This is a genomic window from Sandaracinaceae bacterium (genome assembly GCA_016706685.1).
GTDB lineage: Bacteria > Myxococcota_A > Polyangia > Polyangiales > Houyiibacteriaceae > JADJJE01.
Genome location: JADJJE010000005.1, coordinates 302948 through 329773 on the forward strand (window position 1 = coordinate 302948; position 26826 = coordinate 329773).

The 26826-nt window shown below is 70.8% G+C and carries 22 protein-coding genes, 7 tRNA genes, 1 other RNA gene and 1 pseudogene; 12 read left to right on the forward strand and 19 right to left on the reverse strand.

The genetic code is table 11. The features are described from left to right. Positions 1-17: 17 nt before the first annotated feature. On the reverse strand, positions 18-1541 hold the full coding sequence (locus IPI43_10865; GenBank protein MBK7774627.1) for a coniferyl aldehyde dehydrogenase: 1524 nt from the start codon (positions 1539-1541) through the stop codon (positions 18-20). Positions 1542-1641: 100 nt separating this feature from the next. Between IPI43_10865 and IPI43_10870 the strand changes: the two genes are divergently transcribed. The 3 genes and pseudogenes from IPI43_10870 to IPI43_10880 all read left to right on the forward strand — a co-directional run bounded on the left by IPI43_10870 (position 1642) and on the right by IPI43_10880 (position 4044). Next, on the forward strand, positions 1642-2223 hold the full coding sequence (locus IPI43_10870) for a hypothetical protein (protein ID MBK7774628.1): 582 nt from the start codon (positions 1642-1644) through the stop codon (positions 2221-2223). Positions 2224-2294: 71 nt separating this feature from the next. Continuing rightward, positions 2295-2822, forward strand: a pseudogene (locus tag IPI43_10875) (PhoD-like phosphatase N-terminal domain-containing protein). Between the two features lie 13 nt (positions 2823-2835). Next, positions 2836-4044, forward strand: a complete 1209-nt coding sequence (locus tag IPI43_10880; GenBank protein MBK7774629.1) for an alkaline phosphatase D family protein — start codon at positions 2836-2838, stop codon at positions 4042-4044. 78 nt (positions 4045-4122) lie between these two features. On the opposite strand, the gene groL is transcribed toward IPI43_10880, so the two are convergent. The 9 genes from groL to IPI43_10925 form a co-directional block, all read right to left on the reverse strand. Further along, entirely contained in the window at positions 4123-5784 is a 1662-nt protein-coding gene (groL, locus tag IPI43_10885; GenBank protein ID MBK7774630.1) for a chaperonin GroEL, read from the reverse strand. Between the two features lie 14 nt (positions 5785-5798). Continuing rightward, positions 5799-6086: a co-chaperone GroES gene (gene groES / locus IPI43_10890; protein MBK7774631.1), complete on the reverse strand. Its 288-nt coding sequence runs from the start codon at positions 6084-6086 to the stop codon at positions 5799-5801. Between the two features lie 291 nt (positions 6087-6377). After that, positions 6378-6453, reverse strand: a tRNA-Arg gene (locus IPI43_10895). A 65-nt stretch (positions 6454-6518) separates the two neighbouring features. After that, positions 6519-6610: transfer RNA gene (locus IPI43_10900), tRNA-Ser, on the reverse strand. 118 nt (positions 6611-6728) lie between these two features. Continuing rightward, positions 6729-7214, reverse strand: a complete 486-nt coding sequence (locus tag IPI43_10905; protein MBK7774632.1) for a nucleoside deaminase — start codon at positions 7212-7214, stop codon at positions 6729-6731. 120 nt (positions 7215-7334) lie between these two features. Continuing rightward, positions 7335-7766 (reverse strand): aminoacyl-tRNA hydrolase, encoded by a 432-nt coding sequence (arfB, locus tag IPI43_10910; protein MBK7774633.1) that lies wholly within the window; start codon positions 7764-7766, stop codon positions 7335-7337. Between the two features lie 69 nt (positions 7767-7835). Further along, positions 7836-7924: signal recognition particle sRNA small type (gene ffs, locus IPI43_10915), an RNA gene on the reverse strand. Positions 7925-8005: 81 nt separating this feature from the next. Next, positions 8006-8095, reverse strand: a tRNA-Ser gene (locus IPI43_10920). Between the two features lie 100 nt (positions 8096-8195). Next, positions 8196-8285, reverse strand: a tRNA-Ser gene (locus IPI43_10925). A gap of 88 nt (positions 8286-8373) precedes the next feature. Between IPI43_10925 and IPI43_10930 the strand changes: the two genes are divergently transcribed. Beyond that, the gene (locus IPI43_10930; protein MBK7774634.1) at positions 8374-9420 is read left to right on the forward strand and encodes an NAD-dependent epimerase/dehydratase family protein; all 1047 of its coding nucleotides are present in this window, start codon (positions 8374-8376) and stop codon (positions 9418-9420) included. Between the two features lie 28 nt (positions 9421-9448). Here the strand turns inward: IPI43_10930 and IPI43_10935 are convergent, their stop codons facing one another. Then, positions 9449-10462 (reverse strand): hypothetical protein, encoded by a 1014-nt coding sequence (locus tag IPI43_10935; protein MBK7774635.1) that lies wholly within the window; start codon positions 10460-10462, stop codon positions 9449-9451. A gap of 89 nt (positions 10463-10551) precedes the next feature. Here IPI43_10935 and IPI43_10940 point away from each other — a divergent pair, with 89 nt between their 5' ends. Continuing rightward, positions 10552-14973, forward strand: coding sequence for a hypothetical protein (locus IPI43_10940; protein ID MBK7774636.1), 4422 nt, complete (start codon positions 10552-10554; stop codon positions 14971-14973). 84 nt (positions 14974-15057) lie between these two features. Next, positions 15058-17052 carry a hypothetical protein gene (locus IPI43_10945; protein MBK7774637.1) on the forward strand — a complete coding sequence of 665 codons (1995 nt, stop codon included), beginning with the start codon at positions 15058-15060 and terminating at the stop codon, positions 17050-17052. Between the two features lie 76 nt (positions 17053-17128). On the opposite strand, the gene recA is transcribed toward IPI43_10945, so the two are convergent. Both recA and IPI43_10955 read right to left on the reverse strand, forming a co-directional pair. Then, positions 17129-18214, reverse strand: a complete 1086-nt coding sequence (gene recA / locus IPI43_10950) for a recombinase RecA (protein ID MBK7774638.1) — start codon at positions 18212-18214, stop codon at positions 17129-17131. A 100-nt stretch (positions 18215-18314) separates the two neighbouring features. Continuing rightward, positions 18315-19802, reverse strand: coding sequence for a YifB family Mg chelatase-like AAA ATPase (locus IPI43_10955; protein MBK7774639.1), 1488 nt, complete (start codon positions 19800-19802; stop codon positions 18315-18317). A gap of 170 nt (positions 19803-19972) precedes the next feature. Between IPI43_10955 and IPI43_10960 the strand changes: the two genes are divergently transcribed. The 5 genes from IPI43_10960 (at position 19973) to IPI43_10980 (ending at position 21661) form a co-directional block, all read left to right on the forward strand. After that, the gene (locus IPI43_10960; protein MBK7774640.1) at positions 19973-20689 is read left to right on the forward strand and encodes a hypothetical protein; all 717 of its coding nucleotides are present in this window, start codon (positions 19973-19975) and stop codon (positions 20687-20689) included. Positions 20690-20698: 9 nt separating this feature from the next. Beyond that, a complete protein-coding gene (locus IPI43_10965; protein ID MBK7774641.1) occupies positions 20699-21268 on the forward strand; it encodes a TrmH family RNA methyltransferase in 570 nt (189 codons plus the stop codon). Positions 21269-21317: 49 nt separating this feature from the next. Further along, positions 21318-21392: transfer RNA gene (locus tag IPI43_10970), tRNA-His, on the forward strand. Between the two features lie 110 nt (positions 21393-21502). Then, positions 21503-21579, forward strand: a tRNA-Arg gene (locus IPI43_10975). Positions 21580-21588: 9 nt separating this feature from the next. Next, a tRNA-Lys gene (locus tag IPI43_10980) sits at positions 21589-21661 on the forward strand. A gap of 67 nt (positions 21662-21728) precedes the next feature. On the opposite strand, the gene IPI43_10985 is transcribed toward IPI43_10980, so the two are convergent. Together IPI43_10985 and IPI43_10990 are read right to left on the reverse strand one after the other, a co-directional pair. After that, a complete protein-coding gene (locus IPI43_10985; GenBank protein ID MBK7774642.1) occupies positions 21729-21968 on the reverse strand; it encodes a twin-arginine translocase TatA/TatE family subunit in 240 nt (79 codons plus the stop codon). 118 nt (positions 21969-22086) lie between these two features. Next, positions 22087-22626: a DUF2238 domain-containing protein gene (locus IPI43_10990; protein ID MBK7774643.1), complete on the reverse strand. Its 540-nt coding sequence runs from the start codon at positions 22624-22626 to the stop codon at positions 22087-22089. On the opposite strand from IPI43_10990, the gene IPI43_10995 reads away from it, so the two are divergent. Next, a complete protein-coding gene (locus IPI43_10995) occupies positions 22530-22922 on the forward strand; it encodes an MmcQ/YjbR family DNA-binding protein (GenBank protein MBK7774644.1) in 393 nt (130 codons plus the stop codon). The genes IPI43_10990 and IPI43_10995 overlap by 97 nt on opposite strands. A gap of 28 nt (positions 22923-22950) precedes the next feature. Here the strand turns inward: IPI43_10995 and IPI43_11000 are convergent, their stop codons facing one another. The 4 genes from IPI43_11000 to IPI43_11015 all read right to left on the reverse strand — a co-directional run bounded on the left by IPI43_11000 (position 22951) and on the right by IPI43_11015 (position 26733). Next, complete coding sequence (locus tag IPI43_11000) at positions 22951-23340, reverse strand: hypothetical protein (GenBank protein MBK7774645.1); 390 nt, start codon at positions 23338-23340, stop codon at positions 22951-22953. A gap of 83 nt (positions 23341-23423) precedes the next feature. Further along, positions 23424-24383 (reverse strand): hypothetical protein, encoded by a 960-nt coding sequence (locus tag IPI43_11005; GenBank protein ID MBK7774646.1) that lies wholly within the window; start codon positions 24381-24383, stop codon positions 23424-23426. Between the two features lie 13 nt (positions 24384-24396). After that, a complete protein-coding gene (locus IPI43_11010; protein MBK7774647.1) occupies positions 24397-25263 on the reverse strand; it encodes a hypothetical protein in 867 nt (288 codons plus the stop codon). A gap of 42 nt (positions 25264-25305) precedes the next feature. Next, positions 25306-26733, reverse strand: a complete 1428-nt coding sequence (locus IPI43_11015; protein MBK7774648.1) for a hypothetical protein — start codon at positions 26731-26733, stop codon at positions 25306-25308. Positions 26734-26826: the final 93 nt, after the last annotated feature.

The following is a 26826-nucleotide window of genomic DNA, read 5'->3' on the forward strand; positions in this document are numbered from 1 at the left end:
TCCCGCGCAGGCAGCCGTCAGATGAACTTCTTCAGCACGTTCACGATGAAGGCCATGGTCTTGCCATAGGGCGGATAGAACAGCGGGATGGCGTTGAACGCCGGCTGGTACAGCACGGACTTGTGGTGCGAGAAGGTGTCGAAGCCGGCCTGCCCGTGGTACGCGCCCATCCCGCTCGGACCCACGCCACCGAAGGGCAGCTTCTCGTTCGCCACGTGCCACAGCACGTCGTTCACGGTCGCGCCCCCGGACACGGTCTCTCGTAGGACGCGGTCACAGTCCGCCGCCTTCCCGAACGCATAGAGCGCCAGCGGCCGGTCGCGCTCGTTCACGAAGGCGATCGCGTCGCTCAGCTCGTCGTAGCTCACCACCGGCAGCAGCGGCCCGAAGACCTCGCTCTGCATGACCCGCATGGCGCCCGTGGCGCCCGCGATCAGCGTGAGGGGCATCTTGCGCTTCTCGGGGTCGAGCGCCTCGTTGGCGGGGTTCACGCGCGTGACCTGCGCACCCTGCTCTTCGGCGTCTCGCACCAGCGCCTCGAGACGAGCGTAGTGCCCGGCCGAGAACACCGCGGTGAAGTCGGGGTTGTCGGCCAGCGTGGGGTAGTGCTTCGCGGCGGCCGCCTGCGCCGCCTGCGCGAAGGCTTGCTCGCTGCCGCGCGGCAGGAGCACGTAGTCCGGCGCGATGCACGCCTGCCCCGCGTTGATCAGCTTCCCATACACAATCTTCGTCGCGGCCAGCGCCACGTCGGCCGAGGGCGTGACCACGCACGGCGACTTTCCGCCCAGCTCCAGGGTGACGGGCGTGAGGTTCAGGGCGGCCGCCTTGGCCACCTCGCGGCCCACCGCCGTGGAGCCGGTGAAGAACAGGTGATCGAAGGGCAGGCTCGAGAAGGCGCGGGCCACGTCGATGCCGCCGATGACCACGGCCAGTTCGTCCTCGGCGAACACCTTCGAGATGGCGTCTGCCAGCAGCGCGCTGGTGCGCGGGGTGAGCTCGCTGGGCTTGAGCATGACGCGGTTGCCGGCCGCGATGGCCGCCGCCACGGGCGGGATGGCGGTGTAGACGGGGAAGTTCCACGGACCGATGACCCCCACCACGCCGAGCGGCTGCGGGATGATGCGCGAGCGTGCCGGGCGCATGTGGAGGGGCGTGGCCACGCGCCGGGGCGACATCCAGCCCTTCAGCCGGCGGATGTCCTGCCGGATGTCGCCCATGGTGAGCGCGATGTCGAGCATGCGCGACTCGACCGGGGACCGGTGCCCGAAGTCGAGGCGCATCGCGTCCACGAGCGCCTCCTCGTTGTCTTCGATGACCCGCAGCAGTCGCTGCAGGCGGTCACGCCGCAGCGCGTAGTCCGGGCTGCCCGTGCTGCGGTACGCTCGGCGCTGGGCCTCGAAGAGGCGCGTTGGGTCCTGCGCGGGGCGGCTCGGTTCGACGGAAGTAATATCGGGCACGGCGAGCCTCGCAGTCAGGGGCAGACGTTCACAGGGGGGCGTTCCAGAGTGATGGAAGCCCACACGCAGGTCGAAGTCCAGCATTCGCCAGGGCTGGGCAGGCGCCCGGTTTCGCGCGACACTCGCGCGCGATGTGTGGGTTGTTGTCGTGCGCTCCCCGCTGCCACGTGACGGGGTGCGGGTCGTGACGCAGGAGGCGAAGGTCTTCGGCGCGGTGCTGTTGGAGCAACGTCGCGTCATGAAGCGCCTGGTGGGCGACACCGTCTTCGAGCGCGGGCTGAACGCCGTGACGCTGGAGCAGCGCGACGAATACGACGCGCTCTCGCTGCTGGGCTGGTGCCGCGCGTCCACCGCCACGGCCGTCACGCGCGCGGTAGCGCAGGCGGCAGGGCGCACTCCGGCGGCGTTCGTGCGCGAGGTGGTGGTAGCGGGCTTCGGCACGGTGCTGCGCACGGTCTGGCGCATCCTCATGACCAACTCGTCGGACGAGGCCCTGGTGCGCCGCGCGGGCACGCTCTACTCGAAGACCGTAGACAAGGGCACGCTCACGGTGACTCAGCACGGCACCGGGCACGTGGTGCTGGACATCACCGGCTGGCCCGAGATGGACGACCTCGACATCGTGGCGCTCACCGCCGGTGTGGAGGCAGCGCTCTTGGCCGCGGGTCGCAGCGGGGTGCGCACCACCAGCCAGCGCACGCCGGAGGGGGCACGCCTCACGGCGAAGACCGGCGCCCCGAGCGAGCGCCCGGTGAGCCTGGGCTGAGCGCCGGCTCGGCAACGGGATCGTCACGCAGCCGCCACCGCCGTGTGGCAGCCGGCACGCAACCTCGCGGCATGATGAACTTTCAGGTGCGTCTGCCCGCCGCGCTGGCCGCCCTCGCCGTGGTCGCCTCGCCCTTCAGCACCTCGGGCTGCGAGGAGCGCGTGATCCCCGTGACCCAGGCCAGCATGTGCCAGGCGCTCACGCTGCCGGCCGTGAACCCCGACCGGGGGCCCTACACGCTGCGCGGCTTCCCGCTCCTGCACCCCGAAGTCGACACCGAGGGGCTGGTGCACTTCCGGGCGCCGGCGGTGCTCACGGAGACGGAGCTGACGCTGCACAACGGCGCCGGCACCCTGGTGCAGCGCATCCTGGTTTCCCCCGACGCGGCGCAAGTGGACGAGCGCCTGGGCCTGGTGCCGGCCTGCGGGCCCTTTGCCCACGGCGTGGCGTCCGGTGACCCCGGCGCCGACCACGTGTACCTGTGGACGCGCGTCACACCCGCCGACGCAGCCAGCGCCGAGAGCGTGGACTACGAGGTGGCGACCACGCCCGACTTCTCGCCGTTGGTGGCCGAGGGCAGCGTGAGCGCCACGCCCGGGCGCCGACCACACCGTGCAGGTGCGCGTGGACGGCCTCGCGCCCGGCACCACCTACTACTACCGCTTCACCAGCGCCGACGGCGAGCGCTCCGAGCTGGGCCGCACACGCACCACGCCCGAGCCGGGCGCCGAGCGCGTGCGCCTGGCGGTGGTGTCGTGCAGCAGCATCTACTCGGGCTACTTCAACGCCTACGGGCGCATCGCCGAGCGCACCGACGTGGACGCGCTGGTGCACCTGGGCGACTACCTCTACGACTTCGTGGACGACGAGGAGCGCGTGCGCGTGCCCATGCCCGAGCCCGTGGTGCCCGACGACGTGGCCGGCTGGCGCGGGCGTCACGCGTACTACCTGACAGACCCGAACCTGCGCGCCGCGCGGGCCTCGCTCCCCTGGGTGATGATCTGGGACAACCACGACCTCGAGCAGCGCGAAGCCGACTTCGGCGGCGGGGTGCAGGCCTTCCGCGAGTGGAACGCCATCACGCCTCCGGTGAGCGTGGACGCCCCCGAGATCGCCTACCGCCGCGTGCGCTTCGGAAGCCTGCTGGACCTCTTGATCACCGACGTGCTGCTCTTCCGCGAGGAGAGCCTGGTGCCCGGCAGCGACGAGGCCAGTATCCTGGGCGCCACCCAGTATGCGTGGCTCACCAGCCAGATCAGCGCTTCGGACTCGGCCTGGCGGGTCATCGGCTCCCAGAAGATCGTGGCGCCCATCGAGGGCTCGCTGGCGCTCCTGGGCGGCTCCACCTGGGACGCTTTCGAGGCCTCGCGCGCGCAGCTGTTCGGCTTCCTGGCGGACGGCGGCCATGACGACAACTTGTTCATCAGCGGCGACGCCCACATCACGTTGGCCAGCGACCTGCCGGACCCGCGCCCGGGTGCCACCCCGTACAGCGCCACCACCGGCGCTGGCTCCATCGGCGTGGAGCTGATGCCCGGCAGCGTCAGCCGCGGCAACGTGGACGAGTCGGTCAACGGCTCACAGACGCTGGTGAACGCGATCGACCGCGGCGCGCGCGCCGCCAACCCGCAGTTCGCGTTCGTGGACTTGGTGCGCCACGGGTACGGCCTGCTCGACGTCACCGCCGAGCGCATCGTGGCCGAGCTCTGGTACTCGCCCATCCTCGAGCCGAGCGACACCGAAGAGCTCGGCGGCACCCTCGAGGTGCAACGCGGCGCAAACCACTGGCAGCGCCCGGCCCCGATGGAACCCACCGAGTAGCCCTTGCGCGAGCCACGAAAAAGCCCCCGGCGTCTCCGCCGAGGGCTGCTTCGTTTCAGCACGGATGCCGAGCGGGGCTCAGAAGCCCATGCCGCCCATGCCGCCCATGCCGCCCATGCCGCCCATGCCGCCGCCACCGCCGCCGGCGCCGCCGCCGTCGTCCTTCGAGGGCTCCTCGGCGATGAGGGCCTGCGTGGTGAGCATGAGGCCGGCGACCGAGCCAGCGTTCTGCAGCGCGGTGCGGACGACCTTGGCCGGGTCGATGACGCCCGCCTTCAAGAGGTCCTCGTACTGCTCGGTGCGGGCGTTGAAGCCGTGGCCGCCCTTCGACTTGCGGACCTCGTTCACCACGACCGAGGCCTCGTGGCCCGCGTTCGCGGCGATCTGGCGGAGGGGCTCCTCGATGGCGCGGCGAATGATGGCGACGCCGATCATCTGCTCGGGCGAGAGGTCCAGCTTGTCGAGAGCCGACTGCGCGCGGATGAGGGCAACGCCACCACCGGGCACGACGCCCTCTTCGACCGCGGCGCGGGTCGCGTTGAGCGCGTCCTCGACCAGGTCCTTCTTCTCCTTCATCTCGATCTCGCTCGCGGCGCCGACCTTGATGACGGCCACGCCACCCGCCAGCTTCGCCAGACGCTCCTGGAGCTTCTCGCGGTCGTAGTCGCTGGTGGTGTTCTCGATCTCGCGGCGGATCTGCTCCACGCGACCGGTGATGTCGGCCTTCTTGCCCTTACCGCCCACGATGGTGGTGTTGTCCTTGTCCATCGTGATGGTCTTGGCGTGACCGAGCGAGCTCAGCGTCACGTTCTCGAGCTGCATGCCCAGGTCCTCGCTGATGACCTCGGCGCCCGTGAGCACCGCGATGTCCTGCAGCATGGCCTTGCGGCGGTCACCGAAGCCCGGCGCCTTGACGGCGGCCACGTTCAGCGCGCCACGCAGCTTGTTCACCACGAGCGCGGCCAGGGCCTCGCCCTCGATGTCCTCGGCGATGATGACGAGCGGCTTCTGGCTGCGCGCCACGGCCTCGAGCACGGGGATCAAGTCCTTCATGCTGGAGATCTTCTTCTCGTGGATGAGGATGTAGGCGTCCTCCAGGATGACTTGCATCTTCTCCTGGTTGGTCACGAAGTACGGCGACAGGTAGCCGCGGTCGAACTGCATGCCCTCGACGACCTCGAGCTCGGACTCGAGCCCCTTGGCCTCTTCGATGGTGATGACGCCCTCTTCGCCGACCTTCGCCATGGCCTTGGCCAGCATCTGGCCGACCTCTTCGTTGCCGTTGGCGGAGATGGTGCCGACCTGGATGATCCCCTCGGTGCCGTTCACCTTCTTGGTGATGCGGGCGATCTCGGCGACCACGGCGACCACGGCGGCGTCGATGCCGCGCTTGATGTCCATGGGGTTGTGGCCGGCGGCGACCATGCGCGCGCCCTCACGGTAGATGGACTGCGCCAGGACCGTGGCGGTGGTGGTGCCGTCACCGGCGACGTCGTTGGTCTTGGAGGCGACCTCCTTGACCATCTGCGCGCCCATGTTCTCGAACTTGTCGCGGAGCTCGATTTCCTTGGCGACGGAGACGCCGTCCTTGGTGACGCGGGGCGCGCCGAAGCTCTTCTCGAGCAGGACGTTGCGGCCCTTGGGGCCGAGGGTGACCTTCACCGCGTTGGCGAGAGCGTCGACGCCGGCGAGGATGCGCTTCTGCGCGTTTGCATCAAATAGGATCTGCTTGGCAGCCATGATTCAGTCTCTCCTCAGTCGAGAATCGCGAGAATGTCGGACTCGCGCATGATGATGTAGTCGTGTCCGTCGAGCTTCACTTCGGTGCCCGAGTACTTGCCGAAGAGGACGCGGTCGCCCTTCTTCACGGTCAGGGGGCGGACCTTGCCGTCGTCGCCCACGGCACCATTCCCAACCGCCACGATCTTCGCCTCGATGGGCTTCTCCTTGGCGGTGTCGGGGATGATGATGCCTCCCTTGGTCTTCTTCTCTTCTTCCACGCGCTCTAGGAGCACGCGATCCTGTAGGGGTCGGATCTTCATCGCGGAGTCACCTCGGTTGAGTCGTTGTGCGCGGCAGAGGGCCCATGACCCAGCAGCCTGCGCGGGATGCCTCTGATACGCATCTTGCGTCGCTTGGGCAAGGGGGATTGGGGAACTTTTTGGCACTCGCCACCCCCGACTGCTGCTTTTCGGCAGGTCTTCACCGCCCCCGCCCAAGCAGCGACGCCCGCTCCGACCCACGCCCCCGTCGAAGCAGCGACGGCGGCCCCTGAGGGCCGCCGTCGAAAAACAAAGAAAAAAGCCCCGGCGCGGGTAGCGCAAGGGCTTTGCTGGCGGACGCGGGAGGACTCGAACCTCCAACCCCCGGTTCCGTAGACCGGTGCTCTATCCATTGAGCCACGCGTCCAGCGAGGCGCGCACTCTAGTCGCCAAAACTCGCCGGTCAAGGAAAGTTGGCGCCTCTAGCGCACTTGGTGGAGAGGAAGGGATTCGAACCCTTGGTACCGTTTAACGGGTACGACCGCTTAGCAAGCGATTGCCTTCGACCACTCGGCCACCTCTCCAAAGAAACTTTTCAATGCCGTGCCGTCCGGAGACCGGCCGACAGGGACCGGTTCTTAGCCCCGCCCCCCCCGTGTGTCAATCCTTGTGCGGAGCCTGCGGCGAGATTCCCCGCGGGATTCAGCGTTGGGCCGGCCGGTCGCCGCGCTGCTGGGCCCGCAGCGCACGAAAGAAGGCCGAGAGCTGCTCGGCGCACTCGCTGGCCAGCACTCCCCCCACGCCCTCGAAGCGGTGGTTCAGGCGCGGGTCGTCGCCCAGTTGGTAGAGCGTGCGGGTGGCGCCCGCCTTCGGGTCGTCGGCCCCCCAGACCACGCGCTGCACCCGCCCGTTGACCATGGCGCCCGCGCACATGGGGCAGGGCTCGAGGGTCACGTACATGCACACGTCGTCCAGCCGAAACGTGCCGAGCCGCGCCGCCGCCGCCCGCAGCGCGATGAGCTCCGCGTGCGCCGTGGGGTCTTGGCTGCGCTCGCGCAGGTTGCGACCCACCGCGATGATCTCGCCCGCGCGCACGGCCACCGCCCCCACGGGGACCTCCCCCTGCTGGGCGGCCAGCGTGGCCTGCGCCATGGCGGCGCGCATGAAGTCTTCGTCGGTGGGGCTCATGGTCGGGGGGGCTGCGAGGGGTCGCGAGAGCGGGGATAGCAGGAAACCGGCCGGGGGTGGAAGGCCGTCGCCCCGTCGTGGCAGCTGGCCACCGGGCGACACCGGCCCAACCCGCGTCGGCTAGTCTTCCCCGCCCTGCACCTTGCCGCGCCCCCGCTTCACCTCCGAGCGCTGGCTCTTGCCCTCGAGCCGGCGGCGCACCGCGCCCTTGCTGGGCTTGGTGGGCCTGCGCCGCTTGGGCACGTGCAGCGCCGACACCACCAGCTGCCGGAGGCGTTCGCGCGCGTCCTCCAGGTTGCGCTGCTGGCTGCGCGTCACGTCGCTCACGATCCGGATGGACCCATCTTGCCCTAGCCGCTGGCCCGCCAGCCCCTCGAGCCGCAGCCGCACTGGCCCAGGCAGCTCTGCCGCGTCCAGATCGAGCCGCAGCTCCACCTTGGTGGAGACCTTGTTCACGTTCTGCCCGCCGGGACCGCTCGCACGGGCCGCCGTCCAGGAGAGACTAGCTCCAGGCAGCGTAATGCGCGCATCGACGACGAGATCTTCGGACATGACCCGCCGGACCCTAGGGCACCCAGCCCGAAACCGCCAGACCCGGTCACGGACTCCGACCCCGGAATTAAAAGTGGCCCCACCACACGCTGGTGACCGCTACCGTTGCTCCCTTCCGGGCCTGGCGGGGTTCACGGGCCAGCGTTGGCAGGACCATAGAGGGTGTCCGAAGACGAACACCCAAGTAGCACGAAGGTTGCCGCGGGCACACCCTTATAACGAAGGTGGCGTCGCGGACCTGGCGGAGAGGAAGGGATTCGAACCCCCGGTGCCCTCGCGGGCACACACGATTTCCAGTCGTGCACCTTCGACCGCTCGGTCACCTCTCCAGGGTGAGAGGCGTGAGCCTCTCTCAGGCTTGATCAGTCCACCTGCGCGCAGGACGCGCGGGCGAAACTCAGAAGTTCAAAGACCAACCACACCAGACCTTGGAGGAGAGCAAGGGATTCGAACCCTTGGTACCGTTCCCGGTACACTTGATTTCGAATCAAGCTCCTTTGACCGCTCGGACAGCTCTCCGCGGCCGGGACCCTAGCAAAAGGATCCCCCGTGTCAACAGCGAGCATGACACTTGCTACGCGTGCCCCGAAGGCGGTAGGAGCACGGGATGCGCGTGTTCTTGACGGGGGCCACCGGACAGGTCGGCCAGGCGGTGCTGCGGCGGCTCGAGGCCGAGGGCGTGGACGTGCACGCCCTCACGCGCGGGCCGCTGCCCATCGACGGCGCCCACGTGCGCTGGTTTGCTGGCGACCTGGGCGACCCCGAAGCCATGGCCAAAGCGGCCGCCGGCTGCGACGTGGCGGTGCACGCCGCGCGCGAGTGCGCGCACGACGCGGGCCTCGAGGTGCTGGGCTGGATCAACGTGGCCGGCACCGAGAACGCGCTCAAGGCGGCGCGCCACGCGGGCGTGAAGCGCTTCGTGCACGTGGGCTGCGTGGACGTGACCCTGGCCAACCACGACCGCGTGAACTGGAACGAAGACAAGGCCCTGGGCCACCGGCCGCGGGCCGCGCACGCTCGCGCCGAGCTCGAAGCCGAAGAGCTGGTCATTGGCCTCGGCGACGCGAAGATGTCCACCGTGGTGCTGCGCGCGGCCACGGTGTGGGGGCCAGACGACCGCTGGCTGCTGCCGCGCCTGGTGCGGGAAGCCCGCGCGGGCGGGGTGCGCTTGGTGGGCCGCGGCGAGAACCTGGTGGCCACCTGCCACGTGGACAACCTGGCGGAGGCGGTGCTGCTCTCCGCCCAGCGCGCGGGGGCTGCGGGCTCGCTCTACCACGTGACCGATGACGAGATGACGCTGGCGCGCGACTTCTACGCGGGGCTCTGCCAGGCGCTGGGGCTGCCGGCGCCACGCACCGGGTCCGGCGTTGGGTTTGCTTCGCTGAAGGCGCGGCTGGGGGTGGGTGGGCTGAGCCTGAACGACGTCATCCACCGCGGTCGCAGCACGTCGTTCGACGTGTCGCCGGCCCGGGAGCACCTGGGCTACGCGCCGCGCGTCACGGTGGACGAGGGGCTGGCCGCGCTCGCACAGGCGGTGACCAAGCGAGGCGGCGCCGACGCCATCTTGGCCGACGCGCGCAAGGCCCCTGCAGCGGACGCCATCGCGACCCAGGTGCGGAGGGCGAACGAAAGCGGCGCGGCCACGGCCATGTGAGCGCTGGCAGGGCGCGGGGACAGGAGCGCTACAGGATGGGCGTGCCCATGAGGTTCGCGGTGCCACCGCCCGGCGTGACCAGGAATTGGTCCGCCACCAGGTACTCGACGCCGCCCCAGCTCACGAAGCGGATGAAGGCCTCGCCGGGGACGGTCATCCCGCCCAGCAGCGACGCCGTGTCCGCGAGGGCGGCGTCCGTCAGCGCGGCCCCGTCCGACGAGGGGCCCAAGGGGTGAACGCTGCCGCCGCGTCGGTCCAGCAGGAGCAGGGCGCGGTGGATGTAGTCACCCTCTTCGGCCACCGCGGACAGCAGCACCCAGCTCCCTGACGGCGAGCTCTGTTCCTCCTCGAAGCCACCCGCGATGGGCCGGCGGGTTCCATCGGGTGCCACGATGTGCCCTTCCTCCACCCGATGACCGCGCACCGGCGGCGGAGCCGGGCGCCGGGGCAGCGCGCCACAGTCGAAAGGCTCTTCCCGCGGCTCACCGCACTGGAGGACACGGGACTCGACGCGTCCGTCGGCGAGCCACACCCGTTGATGCACGGCCACGTCCATCATGTTCGCGTTGCGGTCTTGACGCCTCACGCAGAGCGCGTCGCCCGACGCGTTCATGCGGAAGTCGAAGGCGCTCTGCACGGTGAGCGGCAGCAAGTGCACCTGTGCTTGCTCACAGTCGAGCCCCGGCACGGGATCGAGCAGCGCCACGCGCTGGGCGCTCCCGTCACGGAGCGACACGCGCACCAGCGCCGTCTCGGTGATCACATCATCCTCGTCCCCGAGGGCCTCGTGCTGGCCGCCCGTGATCGCGAAGACGTCCTCGCCGTGGCGAACGGCCGCCTGTACGGGTGCGGACAGCAACCGGCGCACGGGCTCACCCGTTAGCGTGACCTCCATCACCCCCATATTGCCGTGAACCAGGACCGTGGATGGGTCGGCCTGCGTCAGGGAGTCGTCGCGTCCTTCCGCCTGCGCTCCTGGCTGCTGAGAGCCACAGGAGATCACCAACCCGGACGCAAGCAGACTCATGAGGTGACAACGCATGGAGGCGAAGTACCGCAGCGCCGACGAGCTGGGAAGCGTCTTCGCCTCAAACCCAAGGCGCGGGCGCCGCAGGGTGTACCATCCTGCGCATGCGCCGCTCACTCTCGTTGGTCGCCCTCGGGCTGTCTCTCTCCGTGCTGGGGGTCAGCGCGGCCAGCGCTCAGCAGCCCCCGGTGCCCGTACCCGAGGTGCTGACCCCCTGGGTGCCCTGGGTGCTGGCCGACGCCCCGCTCTACGGCTGCACCCTGGCCACGGCCGCGACCGACTCGGACCGCACGCGCGACCCCATCTGCGTGTGGCCCGGTGAGCTGCGCATCGAGGTGGGCGAGGGTGGCGCCACGTTCACGCTGCTGGGCTCGAGCGACCGGCGGCACGCCTTTGCGCTCCCGGGCAGCGAGCGCATCCAGCCCGTGGACGTGCGCTTGGACGGGCGCCCGGCGGTGGTGCTGACCGAGGGTGGTCAGTCGCTGGTGTGGGTGGACGCGGGCGAGCACCGCATCGAGGGCCGCTTCAGCTGGACCACGCCGCCCGAGACCTTGAGCGTGCCGAGCGAGGTGGCGCGCGTGCTGCTGGTGGAAGACGGCGTGAGCAGCGTGGCGAACCGCGGCACCAACGGCGAGGTGTGGCTGCGCGCGCGCGAGAGCGAGACGCTGGGCGAGGACCGCGTGACGCTCGAGGTGCATCGGCGCCTGGACGACGGCTCACCCGTCACGCTCACCACGCGCATCGTGGTGCGTGCTGCGGGGCGCGCGCGCGAGCTGGCCCTGGGCGACATACTCCCAGACGGCGCCGTGCCCATCGAGGTGACCGCCGACCTTCCGGTGCGCCTGATGGCCAGCGGCGAGCTCAGCCTGCAGCTGCGCGCGGGGGAGTTCACGGTGATGGTGACCGCGCTGGTGGCCAACCCCGAGACCACCTATCGGCGCCCAGCGCTCGAGCTGCCGTGGCCCGCGCAAGAGGTCTGGGTGTGGGTGCCCAACGAGAGCTTCCGCCAAGTGGAGATCAGCGGCGCGGACGGCATCGACCCGGCGCGCACCTCGCTGCCGGACGACTGGCGCAGCTACTCGGCCTACCTGGTGGGGAGCGAGAGCACGTTCACGCTGAGCACCACGCGCCGCGGAGAGCCCACGCCCCCGCCCAACGAGCTCGAGGTGAGTCGCACGGCGTGGCTGGACGTGAACGGCACGGGCTATTCGGTGCAGGACCACGTGTCGTTCCAGATGCACAGCGCGCATCGGCTCGAGCTGAGTGAGGGCACGCTCGGCCGCGTGAGCCTGGCGGGCAGCGACCAGCTGATCACGCTGGCCACCGAGGACGGACGCCCTGGTGTGGAGCTGCGCGCCACGCAGTCAGCGCTCACCGCCGAGTGGCGCGTGGAGTCTGGCCACGCGTCGCTGCCGGCGGTGGGCTGGTCCGAGGACGCGCAGTCGTCCACCACCACGCTGAACCTGCCGCCGGGCTGGGAGCTGATCCACGCAGGCAGCGTGGACCGCGCGCCGGGCACGTGGGTGGAGCGCTGGACGCTGCTGGGGTTCTTCGCGCTGCTGCTGATCACCGCCGCCGTGGGGCGCGTCCTCGGCTGGCAGGCCGGCGCAGTGGCGTTCGTGGGCGTGGGCCTGGCGCTGCACATCGATGAGGCGCCCCGCTGGATATGGCTGACGCTGGCGGTGTTCTTGGCGGTGCATCGCGCGCTCGACGGCCGCCGCTTCGAGCGCTGGCTGCGCTGGGGCTACCTGGCCGTGATGGTGGCGGCCGTTGTGATGGTGGTGTTGTTCGCGGGCTCGGAAGTGAAGAACGCGCTCTACCCGCAGCTGGCGCCCGCGCAGGGCTATGCGTCGTCCGCGGGTGGCGAGGTGTGGGACTTGGATGAACGCGAGTCGGGGGGATCGGGCGCGGACTCGTTTGCACCCGCTGCGGTGGCCCCTAGCGAAGCCCCCGCGGCAGAGATCGAATTCCGAAGCGAGGAACACAGCCGAAGCCGTGGCATCGACGACCTCCTCGGGGGCAGCGGGTCTTCCTCGCCCTCCGGACGCATGGACTACGGTTCGAATTCGATGTGGCTGGACCCGAGCGCCGTGGTGCAGACCGGCTTCGGCGTGCCCACCTGGAGCTGGAGCAGCTACACGCTGGCGTTCGACGGCCCCGTGTCGCGCGAGCACCGCATCGACCTGATGCTGAGCCCGCCCTGGCTCACGCGGTTGGTCGCGCTCCTGCGGGCGGTGCTGGCGCTCGCGCTGTTGGCCTTGGTGGTGCGTCTGCGACCGCAGGCGCCCAGCACGCCGAGTGACGAAGGAGCCCCGAACGCACCCGAAAGCCCCGTGAGTGAAGCCTCGCCCACGCCGGCAACCGTAGGCGCCGTGGCAGCCGTGGCGGTGCTGCTCATGCTGGGCGCGAGCGCATGGGCGACCCCCGCGCGTGCCCAGACGCCCTCCCCCGAGCTGCTGGGCGAGCTGCGCACGCGCCTCACGCAACCGCCCCCGTGCGAGCGCTGCGCCGACGCCAACCGCCTCACCATTCGCATCGAGGGCGACACGCTGATCGCCGAGCTCGAGGTGAGCGCGGCCGCCAACGCGTCCTATCCGCTGCCTGGCCCGAGCGGCACCTGGGCTCCCTCGCTGGTCACGCTCGACGGCCGGGCCACCAACGCCGTGGTGCGCCTGCCGAGCGGCTTCCTGCACGCGCGCGTCCCCGAAGGCGTGCACGTGCTGCGCATGGAGGGCCCGCTCGCGGGGCGCGACGCCATCACGCTCGCGTTCGGTCGTGTGCCGCGCACGCTCAGCGTGTCGGCCGAGGGCTGGGAGGTGGACGGCCTGTCCGCCGAGACGAGCGCCCCCGAGTCCATCCAGCTGCGCCGCCTGTTGGTCACCCAGCCTGGTGCTGATGCCGCGATTCGTGCGGACCTGCCGACGTGGCTCGAGATCGAGCGGCGCCTCGACATCGGGGTGCGCTGGACGCTGACGTCCACCGTGCGCCGCCGCTCGCCAGCGAACGCGCCGGCCGTGGCGCGCATCCCGCTGCTGCCCGGTGAGTCGGTGACGGACTCGCGCGTCACGGTGGAAGGTGGCCTGGTGTTGGTGACGCTGGGTCAGAACGCCACCGAGCTGAGCTGGACCTCCACGCTCGAGCCCGCGGAGACCGTGTCGCTGGCGGCCCCGCGTGAAGGCCGCCTCTCCGAGGTGTGGATACTGGCCTGCAGCGCCCTCTGGCACTGCGAGAGCGCGGGCCTGTCCGCCACCGAGAGCGCGTCGGGCACCAGCTGGGAGCCGCGCTTCCAGCCGTGGCCGGGCGAGACCCTGGTGCTGACCATGACGCGCCCCGGGGCAGCGCCCGGGCAGTCCATCACGGTGGACCGCGCCATGCTCACGGTTCGTCCGGGTGTACGGCTGTCATCCAGCACCCTCGAGCTGAGCGTGCGCACCAGCGTGAGCACCTCGCTGCGCCTCACCGTGCCGAGCGCCACCGACGTGCGCGCGCTCACCGTGGACCAGGTCACCCGGCCGCTCCAGCGCGAGGGCGACGAGGTGGTCATCGCGCTCCAGCCCGGGTCCCACACCGTGGTGCTCACGTGGCAGGAGAGCCGCGGCTGGGACACGGCCTACGAGACGCCGCGCATCACGCTGGACCACACCGTGGTGAACGCCGAGCTGATCGTGGAGGGCGGCGCGGACCGCTGGTTCTTGTGGGTGAGCGGCTCGGGCTGGGGCCCTGCCGTGTTGTTCTGGCCGTACCTGGCGCTGGTGCTGGTGCTGGCCTTCGGGCTCTCGCGGCGCCGCGACCTGCCGCCACGCCCGCACGACTGGGCGCTGTTGCTGGTGGGGCTCACACAGATCCACCCGGTGGGGGCGCTCTTCGTTGTGGGCTGGTTCTTCGTGCTCGAGTCGCGCAAGTCGACGGACGTCGCGAGCCCCGCGTGGTTCGCGCTGCGGCAGCTGTTCATCATCGGGTACACGCTGATGACGTTCGGGCTGATGGTCTGGGCGGTGCAGGCCGGTCTGTTGGGCGACCCGCAGATGAGCATTCAGGGGCCGGAGTGCTGGGACCAGCACCTGCGCTTCTTCGTGGACCGCAGCGAGGGCGAGCTGCCCACGGCCACGCTGCTGACGCTACCCGTGTGGGTGTTCCGCGCGCTCATGTTCGTGTGGGCGCTGTGGCTGGCGGTGTCGCTGGTGAAGTGGGCGCGCTGGGGCTGGGGCAGCTTCAAGGACGGCGGGCTGTTCCGCCCGGAGGGCGCTCCCCCGCGCCATCGGCACTTCGGCCACGCGCACCGCGCCGCTGGAATCCCAGCGCCCCCCACGGCGATGCCAGAAGCGCAGACGAGCTTGCCCACCACCGACGGGCCCGCAGCGGAGTCGGTGCCGTCACCGAGTGAGACGTTGGCCGAGGGTCCCGCCGCAGCGACCTCTGCGGCCGTCGATGCGCCACCCGAGGAGAGCGCACCCAGCGAGGCTTCCCCCACGCAGGGCGAGCCGTTCCGCGACCGATCGCCAGACGACGAAGAGCCGACGCGCTAGAGGCGAATGGACGCATCACCACGGCACGTTCCGGGAGTGCCAGGACGCGCACCGATGCAGACTCCACGGAGATCAGGATTGGACGTGCCGCCCGCGTTCTGGCAAGCAGGAGGCATCGAACCGAGCCGCGAGCGGCGTGCGCCACCTTTGCTCCCTCGCGCACACACGCTGTGGGCTGCGCATGTTCGCCGACTCACGCTGCTGGCCGTGCTCGGCGTGGCGGGGCTCGTGCCGGGCTGCGGCTCGTCGCGCTGCATCGACCAAGACTTGGACGGCTTTGGCCGGCACTGCGGGCGCCCCGACTGCGACGACCGGAACGCCGCGCGCAACACCGACTGCGAGGCCGTCCCGCCGCCCGACTGCGAGGCCAACCCGCTGGCCACCGGCTGCCCGTGCGTGGTGCTGGCCACCACGGGGTGCTTCCCCGCAGACGCCGTCACCGAGGACGTGGGCCTGTGCCGCGCGGGCACCAGCGTGTGCACCAGCGGCTTCTGGGGCGCGTGCCGCAACGCCACGCTCCCAGTGCCGGAGGTCTGCGACGGCAGCGACCAGGACTGCGATGGGCGGGTGGACGACGGCGTGCGCAGCCCGTGTGGAGGCTGCGACGCGCGCTGTGTGGGCGGCGTGTGGGGCGAAGGCGAGGCCCCGTTCGAGGGCGAGGCGAGCGCTGGCACGGCGCTCACCCGCGAGGGCTGGCTCACGCTCGCGCGCACCCCGCTCGCGTCCGAGTCCCTGTTCGTGCCCAACACCAACGACAACACCGTCACGCGCATCGACGTGCAGAGCGCCGAGGCCGTGGCGCTCTACGAGAGCGGCGGCAGCGAGCCCACCCGGGTGGCCGTCGACTGGCGCGGCGACGTCTTCGTGGTGAACCGCGAGTTCGGCGGCATCTCCACGCTGCGCAAGATCACGACCGACCTCGACCGCTGCGTGGATCGCGACATGTCGGGCACCATCGAGACATCCACGGACCCGCTGGTGGCCCTGCCAAATGATGAGTGCGTGCTGTTCACCGTGCCCATCGGCGGCGTGAACGAGGTGGGCCGCGCCATCGCGCTGGACGGAAGCCTTACCAACTTCGACGGAGTGGAGTCGGGCGGCGACGTGTGGGTGGGCCTGCACCACGGCGAAGCGTTCCTGCACCTGGACGGCGAGACCGGCGAGCTGCGCGAGCGTGTGGAGACCCCCGGCTTTCAGCCCTACGAGGCCACGTTCGACGCGTTCGGCAACCTCTACGCCATCTCGCGCGACGGCTACCTGCTGACGCTGCCGCGCGGGCGCGTGGGGGAGCTCACCGTAGAGGCCGTGCCTCTCGCCTGCTACTTGCTCTATGGGCTGGCCGCCGACGCCGATGGGCGCCTGCTGATGAGCGGCTTCTCGTGCGACCAGGTGACCCTGCACGACCCGGCGGCGCGCACCTTCCGGCGCCTCGAGACCCTGCCCAGCCCGCGCAGCGTGGCCATCACGGCAGGTGGTGCGTGGGTTGCGCACACCGACGGGCGCGCGTCCCGACTGGCGCTCGACCCGCTGCGCGTGATGCAGACCGTAGACCTGGGCGGGCCGATCGAGACGCTGGGCGCAGCGGCTGATGCTGCGGGCCGCATCTGGCTGGTGAGCAGCCAAGAGTCCTTCGGGGTGTCGCGCGGGCGAGCCAGCGCGCTGAACGCCACCACGGGGGCGCCCATGGCCAGCGTGGACCTGGGCACGCTGCCGCACGCGCAGGGAGACTTGAGCGGCGGGCGGCTCTTGGGGGTGGCCGCGCCGGAGGGCACGGCGAGCCACGTGTTCATGGGCTGCGGCAACGAGCTGACGCGCTGGGACCGCTTGCACGTGAGCTGGCTGGCAGGCGCGGACTCGAGCGTGGAGGTCTGGCTGCGACACGCCACGACCGCCGCCGGGCTCGCGGCGGTCAGCTTCGAGCAGGTGCTGCTGCTGCCGGGCGGCGAGGTGCCCGTGGACCTGTCGCTGCCCACCGGTGGTGTGGTGGAGGTGCGCCTGGTCATGCGCACGGCGGCGCGGGACGGCGCACCGCGGGTCGAGCGCGTGGGCCTCGAGTGGCGCTGCGACGACTTCGGCTGAGCCGACCACCCGGGCACCACGCGTCAGTCTTGCATGGGCGGCGGGTGGCCGGCGGTGCCGGCGGGCGAGCGCGTGGCTACGCGGCCTTCTTGCCCTTCGGGTCGGCCTTGGGGTCCACCTTCGCCACACCCAGCGCCTCGATCTCGCTGGGGCTCGCGGGCGTGGACACCGACAGCGGCGTCCCGTGCTGCGCCACCGCGGCGCGCAGCCGCGTGCTGAGCGGCGCCGACTCGATCAGCGACACGCGCGCCTTCTCGCGACCCTGGCCCAGCGACGTGCCCTCGAACGAGAAGTAGGCGCCGTTCTTCTCCACCAGGCCGAGCGTCGCGCCCGTGTCCAGCAGGTCGCCCACCGCGTCGATGCCGGTGCCGTAGCGGATGTCGAACTCCACGTTGCGGAAGGGCGGCGCGAGCTTGTTCTTCACCACCTTCACGCGCGTGCGGTTGCCGATGACCTCGTCGCCCGTCTTGAGCGCGGCGATGCGGCGCACGTCCAGGCGCACACTCGAGTAGTACTTGAGCGCGTTGCCGCCCGTGGTGGTCTCGGGCGAGCCGAACATCACGCCGATCTTCATGCGCAGCTGGTTGATGAAGATGATCGTGGTCTCGGTGGAGTGGCACACGCCCGTGATCTTGCGCAGCGCCTGGCTCATGAGGCGCGCCTGCAGGCCCACGTGGTTCTGGCCCATGTCGCCCTCGATCTCGGCCTGCGGCACCAGCGCCGCCACCGAGTCCACCACCAGGAGGTCGACCGCGCCGCTGCGCACCAGCGTCTCGGCGATGTTGAGCGCCTGCTCGCCGTTGTCGGGCTGGCTCACGAGCAGGGCGTCCACGTCCACGCCCAGGGCGCGCGCGTAGTTGGTGTCGAGCGCGTGCTCGGCGTCGATGAAGGCCGCCACGCCGCCGCCGCGCTGGCACTCCGCGATGGCGTGCAGCGTGAGGGTGGTCTTGCCGCTGGCCTCGGGGCCGTAGATCTCCACCACGCGCCCGCGCGGGTAGCCACCCACGCCGAGCGCCACGTCGAGCGAGGGGCAGCCCGTGGAGATGCTGGGCACGCTCACCGCCGGGCGCTCGCCCAGCCGCATGAGCGAGCCCTTGCCGAACTGCTTCTCCACGTCACGAAGTGCTTGATCCAAGGCCTTGAGTTTGTCTTTGAGGGTCATCTGTCGTTGCTCCGGTGTTGACGAGCGCGCCGCCCTGTGCGGACACGCCGAATCGATTCATCGCCGCCGCGCAGCAGTCGGCGAAGAACGGGCGCGCCGCTCAGGCGCTCTCGCGGCGGTCCAAGCGCCGGTACTGCACCGCCTCGGCCACGTGCGCGGTGCCCACCACGTCACGGCCCTCGAGGCGCGCGATGGTGTGGGCCACGCGCAGCGCCTTCACGTAGCCGCGGGCCGAGAGCCCCAGCTTCTCCACCGCGCGGTCCAGCAGCTGCAGGCTGCTCGCGTCGGTCACGCGGTGCAGGGTGGGCAGGTCCACCTGGCGCGGCAGCACGTGCCGGCGCGCCTCGATCACACGCGCGCGAATGGCGGCCGAGCCCTCGCCGATCTGGGCCTCGCGCAGGTCCTTGGCGCGCACGCGCGGCACCTCCACGTGCATGTCGAAGCGGTCCAGCAGCGGGCCCGAGACGCGCGCGCGGTAGCGGGCCACCTGCTCGGGCGTGCACGCGCAGATGCGCTCGGTGTCCCCGGCAAAGCCGCAGGGGCACGGGTTCATGGCCGCCACCACCAGCGGGTCGGCCGGCATGGACACGCGGCAGCGCGCCCGCGCGATGCTCACCTCGCCGGACTCCATGGTGGTGCGCAGCGTCTCCACCACGTCACGCCGAAACTCGGGCAGCTCGTCCAAGAAGAGCACGCCGCCGTGCGCCAACGTCACCTCGCCGGGCTGAATCGGGTCGCCGCCGCCGATGAGCGCCGCCGCGCTGGCGGTGTGGTGTGGCGCGCGAAACGGCCTGCGCACCGCCGCGCGCGTGGCGCCCGCGTAGATGCCGGCGGCGCTGGCCACGGTGGCGATCTCCATGGCCTCTTCCGGTGTGGGCTCGGGCAGGAGCGTCACCAGGCGCCGCGCCAGCATGGTCTTGCCGCCACCGGGAGGGCCCAGCAGCAAGAGGTTGTGGGCTCCCGCCGCCGCGATCTCGAGCGCACGCCGCGCGCCCGCCTGGCCGCGCACGTCGGACATGTCCGTGGCGCTGGGGCTGCCCTCCACGGCAGTGCGCGCCGTGGCCTTGGGCAGGCCGTCTTGCCCGTTCAGGAAGCGCACCACCTCGCTCAGGCACTCGGCCACGTACACCTCGATGCCCGTGGCGAGCGACGCCTCGGCTGCGTTGGCGATGGGCACCACCGCGCGCCGCATGCCGCGCTCACGCGCCCCGCGCAGCTGGCTGAGCACGCCGCGCACCGGCCGCAGCGCACCCGAGAGCGACAGCTCCCCCAGCAACAGCGTGCCCACCAGCGCGCTCGGGTCCACCGTCTCGCACGCGGCCTGCACCGCCACGGCGATGGCCAGGTCGTAGCCCGCGCCCGTCTTGCGCAGGTCCCCGGGTGCCAGGTTCAGCACCAGCTGGCGCGGCGGCAGCTTGAAGCCGAAGGCCTGCAGCGCGGACTTCACGCGCACCCGGCTCTCGCGCACACCACGCTCGGGCAGCCCCACGATGTCGAAGCCGGGCAGGCCCGTGCCCACCTGCACCTCCACCTGGACGGGGTGGGCGTCGATGCCAATGAGGCAGCCTGCGTGTGCGGTGGCGAGCATGGGCAGCACCCTCTTCACGCCACGTGCCAGCTCGTAGCGGCGCCCGGTGCGCGTCAATCGCCCAGAATTCAGGCATGCAGCGCTCCCGCTCCGCGCGGGCAGCACCCTCCCCCGCCGGCGCAGGGGTGGCGGCCGCCGGACCTCGCGCTCAGTGCTACCCTCCGCGAGCCATGACCGAACTGTCCCGCCTCGACCCGCTCAAGCTCGTGAGCACCGCGGAGCTGCTCGCCCGCCGCGTGCACGAGCGCTTCCCGGACAGCGGCCTCTCGCGCCTGAGCAAAGAGCTGGTGCAGCTGGCCTCGGACGCCAAGGAGCGCAGCGAGTGGATCGCCCGCCCCAACCACAAGCTGCGCGCGCTGAGCGTGGCCGTGGTGGCGCTCATCCTGGGCGGCAGCCTGTTCGCGGTGGTGGCCGCTTTGAAGAACGGCGACCCCAACGCGCGCTTCGGGCTGGCCGAGTTCGTCCAGGTGAGCGAGGCCGCCGTGAACGACGTGGTGCTGCTGGGCGCCGCCATCTTCTTCCTGTTCTCGGTGGAGCGCCGCGCCAAGCGGGCCAAGGTCTTCGCCGCGGTGCAGCAGCTGCGCACGCTCGGGCACCTGGTAGACGTGCACCAGCTGACCAAGAACCCCGACGCGCTCGAGGCCACCTACGAGACCACCGAGAGCTCGCCGGTGCGGCGCCTGACGGCCTTCGAGATGAGCCGCTACCTCGACTACTGCACCGAGATGCTCAGCCTCATCGGCAAGATCGCCGCGCTCTACTGCGAGGGCTTCGAGGACGACCAGTCGCTCGAGGCGGTCACCGACCTCGAGCAGATGACCATCGGCCTGCAGCGCAAGATCTGGCAGAAGATCGCCATCCTGGAGCGGCACACCAGCCCGGAGTGAGGAGACCCCATGGCGCACGTGCCCCCGTTCGACATGCCGCGCGACGAGATTCGCGAGATGCTGGAGGAGATCCGGCACCCCTTCCGCGTGGCCGTGGACCGCGCCAAGAACCCGTTCAACATCGGCGCCATCATCCGCACCGCGCACTCGTTCCTGGCGCGCGAGATCGTGCTGATCGGCAGCGAGCCGTGGTACCCGCGCGCCGCGATGGGCATGCAGCGCTACGAGAACATCGTGGAGCTGCCCAGCACCGAGGCGTTCCTGGCGCACGCCGCGCGCGAGCAGTGGCCGCTGGTCGCGTTCGAGAAGGACGCGTCCAGCGTGGGCCTGTGGGACGCCGACCTGCCCGAAGACGCGGTGCTGGTGTTCGGCAACGAGGACGACGGCTGCGCGCCCGAGATCCTGGCCGCCGCCCGTCAGGTGGTGGCCATCCCCATGTACGGCATCAACCACAGCTACCCGATCGCCGTGTCGGCAGGCATCGCGATGGCCGAGTGGGCGCGTCGGCGGTACCAGCAAGGGCGCCTCGTGACCCCTCGCGGAGCGCCTGCGCGCACCGATGCAGAACCATCGGGATAGGACTTGCCAACCCGCGTTCCGCCGCTATAGTCCGCGCCAACCTCCTCTGGTGGGTGTAGCTCAGTGGTAGAGCACTGGATTGTGGCTCCGGTGGTCGCGGGTTCAAGCCCCGTCACTCACCCCAGATTCTCCGAGTTCGCTCGGCCCCTTCGTCCCCTTGAAATAACTTGTCTTGCTTCGCGAAACGAAGCTGCGGCTCCCCCGAGAGGGCGGACCAAAGACTCTGCACGCGATGCACCCGTAGCTCAGCTGGATAGAGCGTCGGACTTCGAATCCGCAGGTCGTAGGTTCGACTCCTACCGGGTGTGCCACTCCCCTCCGGGTCATTAGCTCAATCGGTAGAGCAGCGGATTCTTAATCCGTTGGTTTTCGGTTCAAGTCCGAGATGACCCACCCAGCCCCTTGAAGCCTTGCTTCAAGGGGCTTTCTTCTTCCGTCGCGACTGTCGTTGGAGCACGCCTCAGAACGTGGTCGGGCGGTGCGGCGGAGGAGCGCTGCTCACTGTCGGAGTGCTGTTCATGACGCGCATGTATGCGGCGCGGGCAGCGAGGGCAGGTGGTCCGAAGACGAGCAGGAAGATCGCGAAGACCAGGAACAGCTCGAGTGGTCCCCTGAGAACGTATCTGAGCTCCTGGTAGAGTTCCCAGCCGCCGACGATGGCAGCAAGGGTCGCCGCATACGCCGAGGCTGCTGCGAGCATGGCCTTCGCGCGACGCCACCCCGCGCGCCGGGTCGCTCGGCGCCACGCCTCGGTCGGTGATTCTCGCCAGTCCACAGACATGATTCGGGTAAGACACCGCGACCAGCCGAAGGTTCGCTCACGCCGCGCGAATGTCCCGCTCGCGCAGGGCACCCACCGTCACGGCGAACACCGCCCCACCCGTGGCCAGCGCCATGTCCTTGTGCGCGTCCCACGCGTCGCCCTGGGCGCCCAGGAACATGGGCCCGGCGTCCGTGCTGGAGCTCACCGCGTACACCCACTCGATCAGCTCGTAGACCATGCTGGTGCCCATGATCTCCGACACGGCAAGGTAGCGGATCAACAGCCCGAGCCGCGGACTCTCGCCGGGCGTGAGCACGTGCCGCAGCACCTCGTGCACGGGCACCACGATGAGCAGGCCGTGGGCCAGATGGACGACACGGTCGTAGTGGTTGCGCGACCAGCCCCACGCACGCCACTCGGCGAAGAGCGGGAACTCGTTGTAGCCGCACGGGCGCGAGGGCGTTGACGAGCGTGTGGCTGGCGTCCGAGTGTAGGGCCATGCCCAAGCGCACCGACGACGCCGCCATCGCGAAGCTCCGCGCGATCTGCATGGCGCTCCCCGAAACCAACGAGAAGATCTCGCACGGGGAGCCAACGTGGTTCGCGGGCAAGGACAAGGTGTTCGCCATGCTGGACAACCACCACCACGGCTCGCCTCACTTGGCGGTGTGGCTGCCGCAGTCGCTGGAGGGGCAGCTCACGTTGCTGGAGGCCGACCCTGAGCGCTTCTTTCGCCCGCCGTACGTGGGGCCCAAGGGCTGGGTTGGTGTGGTGCTCGACACGAGCCCCGACTGGGCGGAGATCGCGCTGCTGGTGCGGGAGTCGTACCAGCTGGTGGCCACGGCCAAGCTGCGGAAGGCCCTCGATGCTGCGAAGGGGCAAGCCCTCTAGGCGTGTGCATGTGTCCGGCCGGGCAGCGTCACGCCGCGCGATGCTGCGTGCCGCGCCCTGCGGTGATGAACATCAACTCGCTCGGCTCACGCACCAGTCCGCGGTGCCAGACGCCGCGCGGGTTGATCCACGTGTTGGTCTCGGGGCGCAGCTCCACCGTCCATTGGCGTGTGCCGCCGTCCAGCAGGAGGTCCACGGCGCCGGAGAGCAAGATGACGACCTCCTCGCCCTCGGGGTGCATCTCCCAGTGCGGCCAGTCTTCCGTCATGGGCATGCGCGTGACGAGGAAGCCTTCGTCGAGGTCGTAGCGCGTGGCGATGCTGGCCCAGAAGTCCGGCGTGACGGGGATGGGCGTGGCTCCGCCATCGGCGGTGAGGTGGACGTAGGTCTTCTCGAGCCCGAAGGGTGTGCTGGCCATGGTGTGAGGGGACCGCCTGCGAGTACGTCCGTCAAGCTCGGTCGCGCCGCGTCACCGAGGGCTCCCCGCGAGCGTGACGTTCGTCATCCCAGATACCTCTCGCGAAAGGCCGAGACACCCTCGCCACTGAGCGCGCCTCGAGTGGCGAGCAGCGCCTCGATCGTGGTCGCGGCGAACGTGGAGCGGTTGGCCAACAGGGCCGCATAGCGCGCGGCGGCGGACACGAAGCTCGGGTTGTCGGCCGGATACACCAGCACGAAGCGGCCCCAGCGCCAGCGCTGCGAGGGGTGCTGCAGCATGGACAGGACCAAGAGGTGGTCCAGCCAGATCTGCTGGAGGTCGGTGCCGAGGATGTGCTCTCGCCAGCCGTCCACGAACACCCCGCTGCGCTCCGTGACCTCCACGTAGCGCCCGAGCGCCACGGGCTTGGGTGGTGCCTCCTTGGCGGCGTGCTCGTGGTACTTGGTCTCCACCCCCACGATGGCGCGCGTGTCAGCGCCCGCGTCGATCTCGAACGCCACGTCGAACGCGCTCTGGTTGCCGAGGAACGCGGGGTCGCGGCGCCCCGGTGAGTGCTCGAAGCGGACCTGCACGGGACCGCTGGGCGCGTCGGGCCACCACGCGCGAACCGCTCGCTGTGCTGCGGCCGCATCCCCCGCCAGGTCGCCGAACAGGTTGAAGCACATGGGCATGGACGAGAGCAGGTCGGCCCAGAGGCGGTCCTCTTTGAGCATCTGAAACCGCTCCGGGGCGGCGAGCCGCTGGCGCACCGCAGCCAGCGCACCCGTGGTGAGGAAGTTCACGCCGGACTGCCGTGCGAAGGCGAGCTCGAGCCGGCTCCCGACCGCACTCGCGTCCGGGCCGCCGCCGTGCGGGTGCGTGCCCATCGGGAAGCCTCGTGCGGCCCGCCACTGCGCTTGCCGCAAGCGAGCGCGCCGCTTCCATGCCGTGGTGGCCGCGTCGCGCGCCACACGGTCCACGCCGAACCAACAGTGGGCTGCGCGCAACGCAGCGTCCTTGTACTCGAGTCCCTCGTTCGCCATGGGGGAGCCTACCTCAGAGCGCCCCGAGCGCGCGCGCGACCTCCGCGGCGAGGTCACCGCTCGCGTTCTGGGCCACGGCTTCCAGCGCCGGCCGCGCCGCGTGCGCACCCAGCCGGACCATGGCCGCCGGCGCGCGGGCGTCTCCCTTGCCCAGGCGCCAGACGAGCGCGTCGATGGCCCAGGCGCGGTCGTCTGCGTCGGACGCGAGCGGAGTGAGCACTTCGTCGAGAGGGGCTGCAGGGTCCCCGAGCGCGTCACGCAAGCGGTCGTAGCGAGGGTCTTGGCGTGCAACGGGCGGCCCACCGGCTTCGAGGCGGGCGAGCCCCCACGCGCGCACGGCCGGCACCGCCGACGCCACCAGCGGCAGCACCCAGAACGATGCATCCGGCGGGGTGCGCAGCGAGGGGCCGCGACCGCGCCGTGTCAGGGCCGCGTCCACGAGCGCGTGCCGCGCGGTGGGCTCATGGCAAGCGCGCGCGGCGGCCAGCAGCCCAGCATCGAGTTCGGCGTGGGATGGGAGCGAGGCTGCAGCGACGGCGGCCGCGATGCGCAGGTCGTCACGGCCGGTCCGCGTGAGCACGTCTGCCATCGCGGCGGCGTCGCGGAGCAGCGCCACCGCGGCGATGCGCATGAAGGAGGCCTCGGGCCGGTCGGCGAGGCCTCGCAGCAAGACGCTCGCGCTCGGCGTGCTCAGCTGCGCGAGCGCGGCGACCACACGCGGGTCGTCGTGGTCGAGGCGAGACGCCAGCAAGGCCTCGGCCTGCTCACGCCCCGCCGCATCGAGGGAGGCGAGCGCGCCCAAGTCGAACTGTTCGAGGCTGTCGCGCGAAGACACGGCGCCCGTCACGCTGTCGTGGAAACGAGTCCAAGCGTCACTCATGGGCCCATCGGATATCACGCCCACGAGGGCGCTGACGAGGGCTCACATCGGCGAGCAGCCCGTGAGTTCGTTCGGCTCGTACGTGACCACCACCAGATCCGCCCGGCGGTCGCCTCCGGTTCCATCGTGCTCGAAGCGGTGCGAAGCGTGGAACGCGTCGAGACATCGCCCGGGAGCGTGCTCGGCCAGCGCCTCCGCATCGAAGCCGAGCGTGAACCGCCCGCGAGTGCGCAACGCGAACTCGAAGTGCCCCTGCGCGTTGGTCGCGGTCGCTTGCGCGCCCAGCGTCACGCGGATGCCGGCGACGGGCACGCCCTCGAGGGTGAGCTGCCCGTGCACACGCAGGGTGGCCGCGGAGTACGGTTCCGAACTCGGCAGGAACGCGGCGACCTCGCCGGGGACACGCAGCACTAGGGACCCCGGGCCGGGTGACCACGCCGAGAACTCCCAGTCGCAACGGCCTCCCCCGAGCGCGAACAGCGGGGCGCCCGTGCGGGGGTCGCGCTCGTGCCACTCAGCCTGGCTCGCGACGGTCACGAACGTGTCCCCCGTGGCGTGCACGCAGTCGACTCGGGCGTCGTCGCGCCACGAGAGCGTCGCGTCCTCGGCGCGGAACGCGAACAGCCGCTCGAACGAGACGACGCCAACCACCCCCTGCGCGACGGCCAGGTCGTCGATGCGTTGGTCGAGCTCCGCGCGGCTCAGCCGCCGGCCGTCTTCGGTGGCGTGCACCTCGAAGGCGGCCCCTTGGGCCACCACCGTGAAGCGCGCATCGGCCTCCACGCGAATGGGCGCGTGGGGCGGGTTGGGCAGGCGGTCGGTCCAGCCGGTGGCGCCGTCGATCACGGCCCGCGCCACCAGCGTGCCCGGGACTTCGGGGTCGTCCGTGTCGCTCTCGAACGTGAGCGCCCAGCGCGGGGTCACCGCCACGAGCGTCACGTGGCGTGCGCTCTTCGGCGCGGACCAGCGCCAGACTCCGGACGCCACAGCGACCACGCCCACTCTCGGCTGCGCGCTGTCGATCACGAACGCGAGCGGCTCGTCATCGCCCTCGAAGAGCTGGATGGTGGACGGCCACGGCTGCCGCCACGCGATGGCGCCGGTCTCGAGCGCGCGGACCGTGGTCTCGGTGCGCGGCTCGCCCTCGATGACCGAGACCCACGGCCCGGCGAAGGTGAAGCGGTGCGTGTACGTGCGCTCCCAGCGAGGCAGCGCAGTGGCCAGCCACGGCAGGTCGTGCTCGCGCGCGCCGGTGTTCGCGCTGTACAGCGTGAAGGTCACGTCCTCGGAGGTGCGGGCGTGCCGCACCAGGAGCGAAGCGCCCAGGTCGGCCACGAAGTGCCCGACAATGGTCCAGTGAGGGCGCCACCGCTCGGTGGGTGCGACGCTGATGTGCGGCGCACCCACCACCGGGGCGTGGCACGCCGCGAGGAGCAAGACACTGAGTGCCGCGGTCACGAAGGGGTGCATGAGTCTTCGAGAGCGTAGTGGCGTGACGGCCGAGAGCGATCACGACTTTCGCGCGCGCGTCACCCCCATGGCGACGCCCAGCCACCCATGGCA

Bases quoted from the DNA above. Each gene is read 5' to 3' on its own strand.
- IPI43_10960 (MBK7774640.1), top strand. From the start codon at position 19,973: ATGACCGAACTGTCCCGCCTCGACCCGCTCAAGCTCGTGAGCACCGCG.
- arfB (MBK7774633.1), bottom strand. From the start codon at position 7,766: ATGTCCGAAGATCTCGTCGTCGATGCGCGCATTACGCTGCCTGGAGCT.
- IPI43_10995 (MBK7774644.1), top strand. From the start codon at position 22,530: ATGCCCAAGCGCACCGACGACGCCGCCATCGCGAAGCTCCGCGCGATC.
- IPI43_10930 (MBK7774634.1), top strand. From the start codon at position 8,374: ATGCGCGTGTTCTTGACGGGGGCCACCGGACAGGTCGGCCAGGCGGTG.
- groES (MBK7774631.1), bottom strand. From the start codon at position 6,086: ATGAAGATCCGACCCCTACAGGATCGCGTGCTCCTAGAGCGCGTGGAA.
- IPI43_11005 (MBK7774646.1), bottom strand. From the start codon at position 24,383: ATGGCGAACGAGGGACTCGAGTACAAGGACGCTGCGTTGCGCGCAGCC.
- IPI43_10955 (MBK7774639.1), bottom strand. From the start codon at position 19,802: ATGCTCGCCACCGCACACGCAGGCTGCCTCATTGGCATCGACGCCCAC.
- IPI43_10940 (MBK7774636.1), top strand. From the start codon at position 10,552: ATGCGCCGCTCACTCTCGTTGGTCGCCCTCGGGCTGTCTCTCTCCGTG.
- IPI43_10985 (MBK7774642.1), bottom strand. From the start codon at position 21,968: ATGCTCGCAGCAGCCTCGGCGTATGCGGCGACCCTTGCTGCCATCGTC.
- IPI43_10965 (MBK7774641.1), top strand. From the start codon at position 20,699: ATGGCGCACGTGCCCCCGTTCGACATGCCGCGCGACGAGATTCGCGAG.
- IPI43_10865 (MBK7774627.1), bottom strand. From the start codon at position 1,541: ATGCTGGACTTCGACCTGCGTGTGGGCTTCCATCACTCTGGAACGCCC.
- IPI43_11015 (MBK7774648.1), bottom strand. From the start codon at position 26,733: ATGCACCCCTTCGTGACCGCGGCACTCAGTGTCTTGCTCCTCGCGGCG.
- recA (MBK7774638.1), bottom strand. From the start codon at position 18,214: ATGACCCTCAAAGACAAACTCAAGGCCTTGGATCAAGCACTTCGTGAC.
- IPI43_11010 (MBK7774647.1), bottom strand. From the start codon at position 25,263: ATGAGTGACGCTTGGACTCGTTTCCACGACAGCGTGACGGGCGCCGTG.
- IPI43_10905 (MBK7774632.1), bottom strand. From the start codon at position 7,214: ATGAGCCCCACCGACGAAGACTTCATGCGCGCCGCCATGGCGCAGGCC.
- IPI43_10935 (MBK7774635.1), bottom strand. From the start codon at position 10,462: ATGCGTTGTCACCTCATGAGTCTGCTTGCGTCCGGGTTGGTGATCTCC.
- groL (MBK7774630.1), bottom strand. From the start codon at position 5,784: ATGGCTGCCAAGCAGATCCTATTTGATGCAAACGCGCAGAAGCGCATC.
- IPI43_11000 (MBK7774645.1), bottom strand. From the start codon at position 23,340: ATGGCCAGCACACCCTTCGGGCTCGAGAAGACCTACGTCCACCTCACC.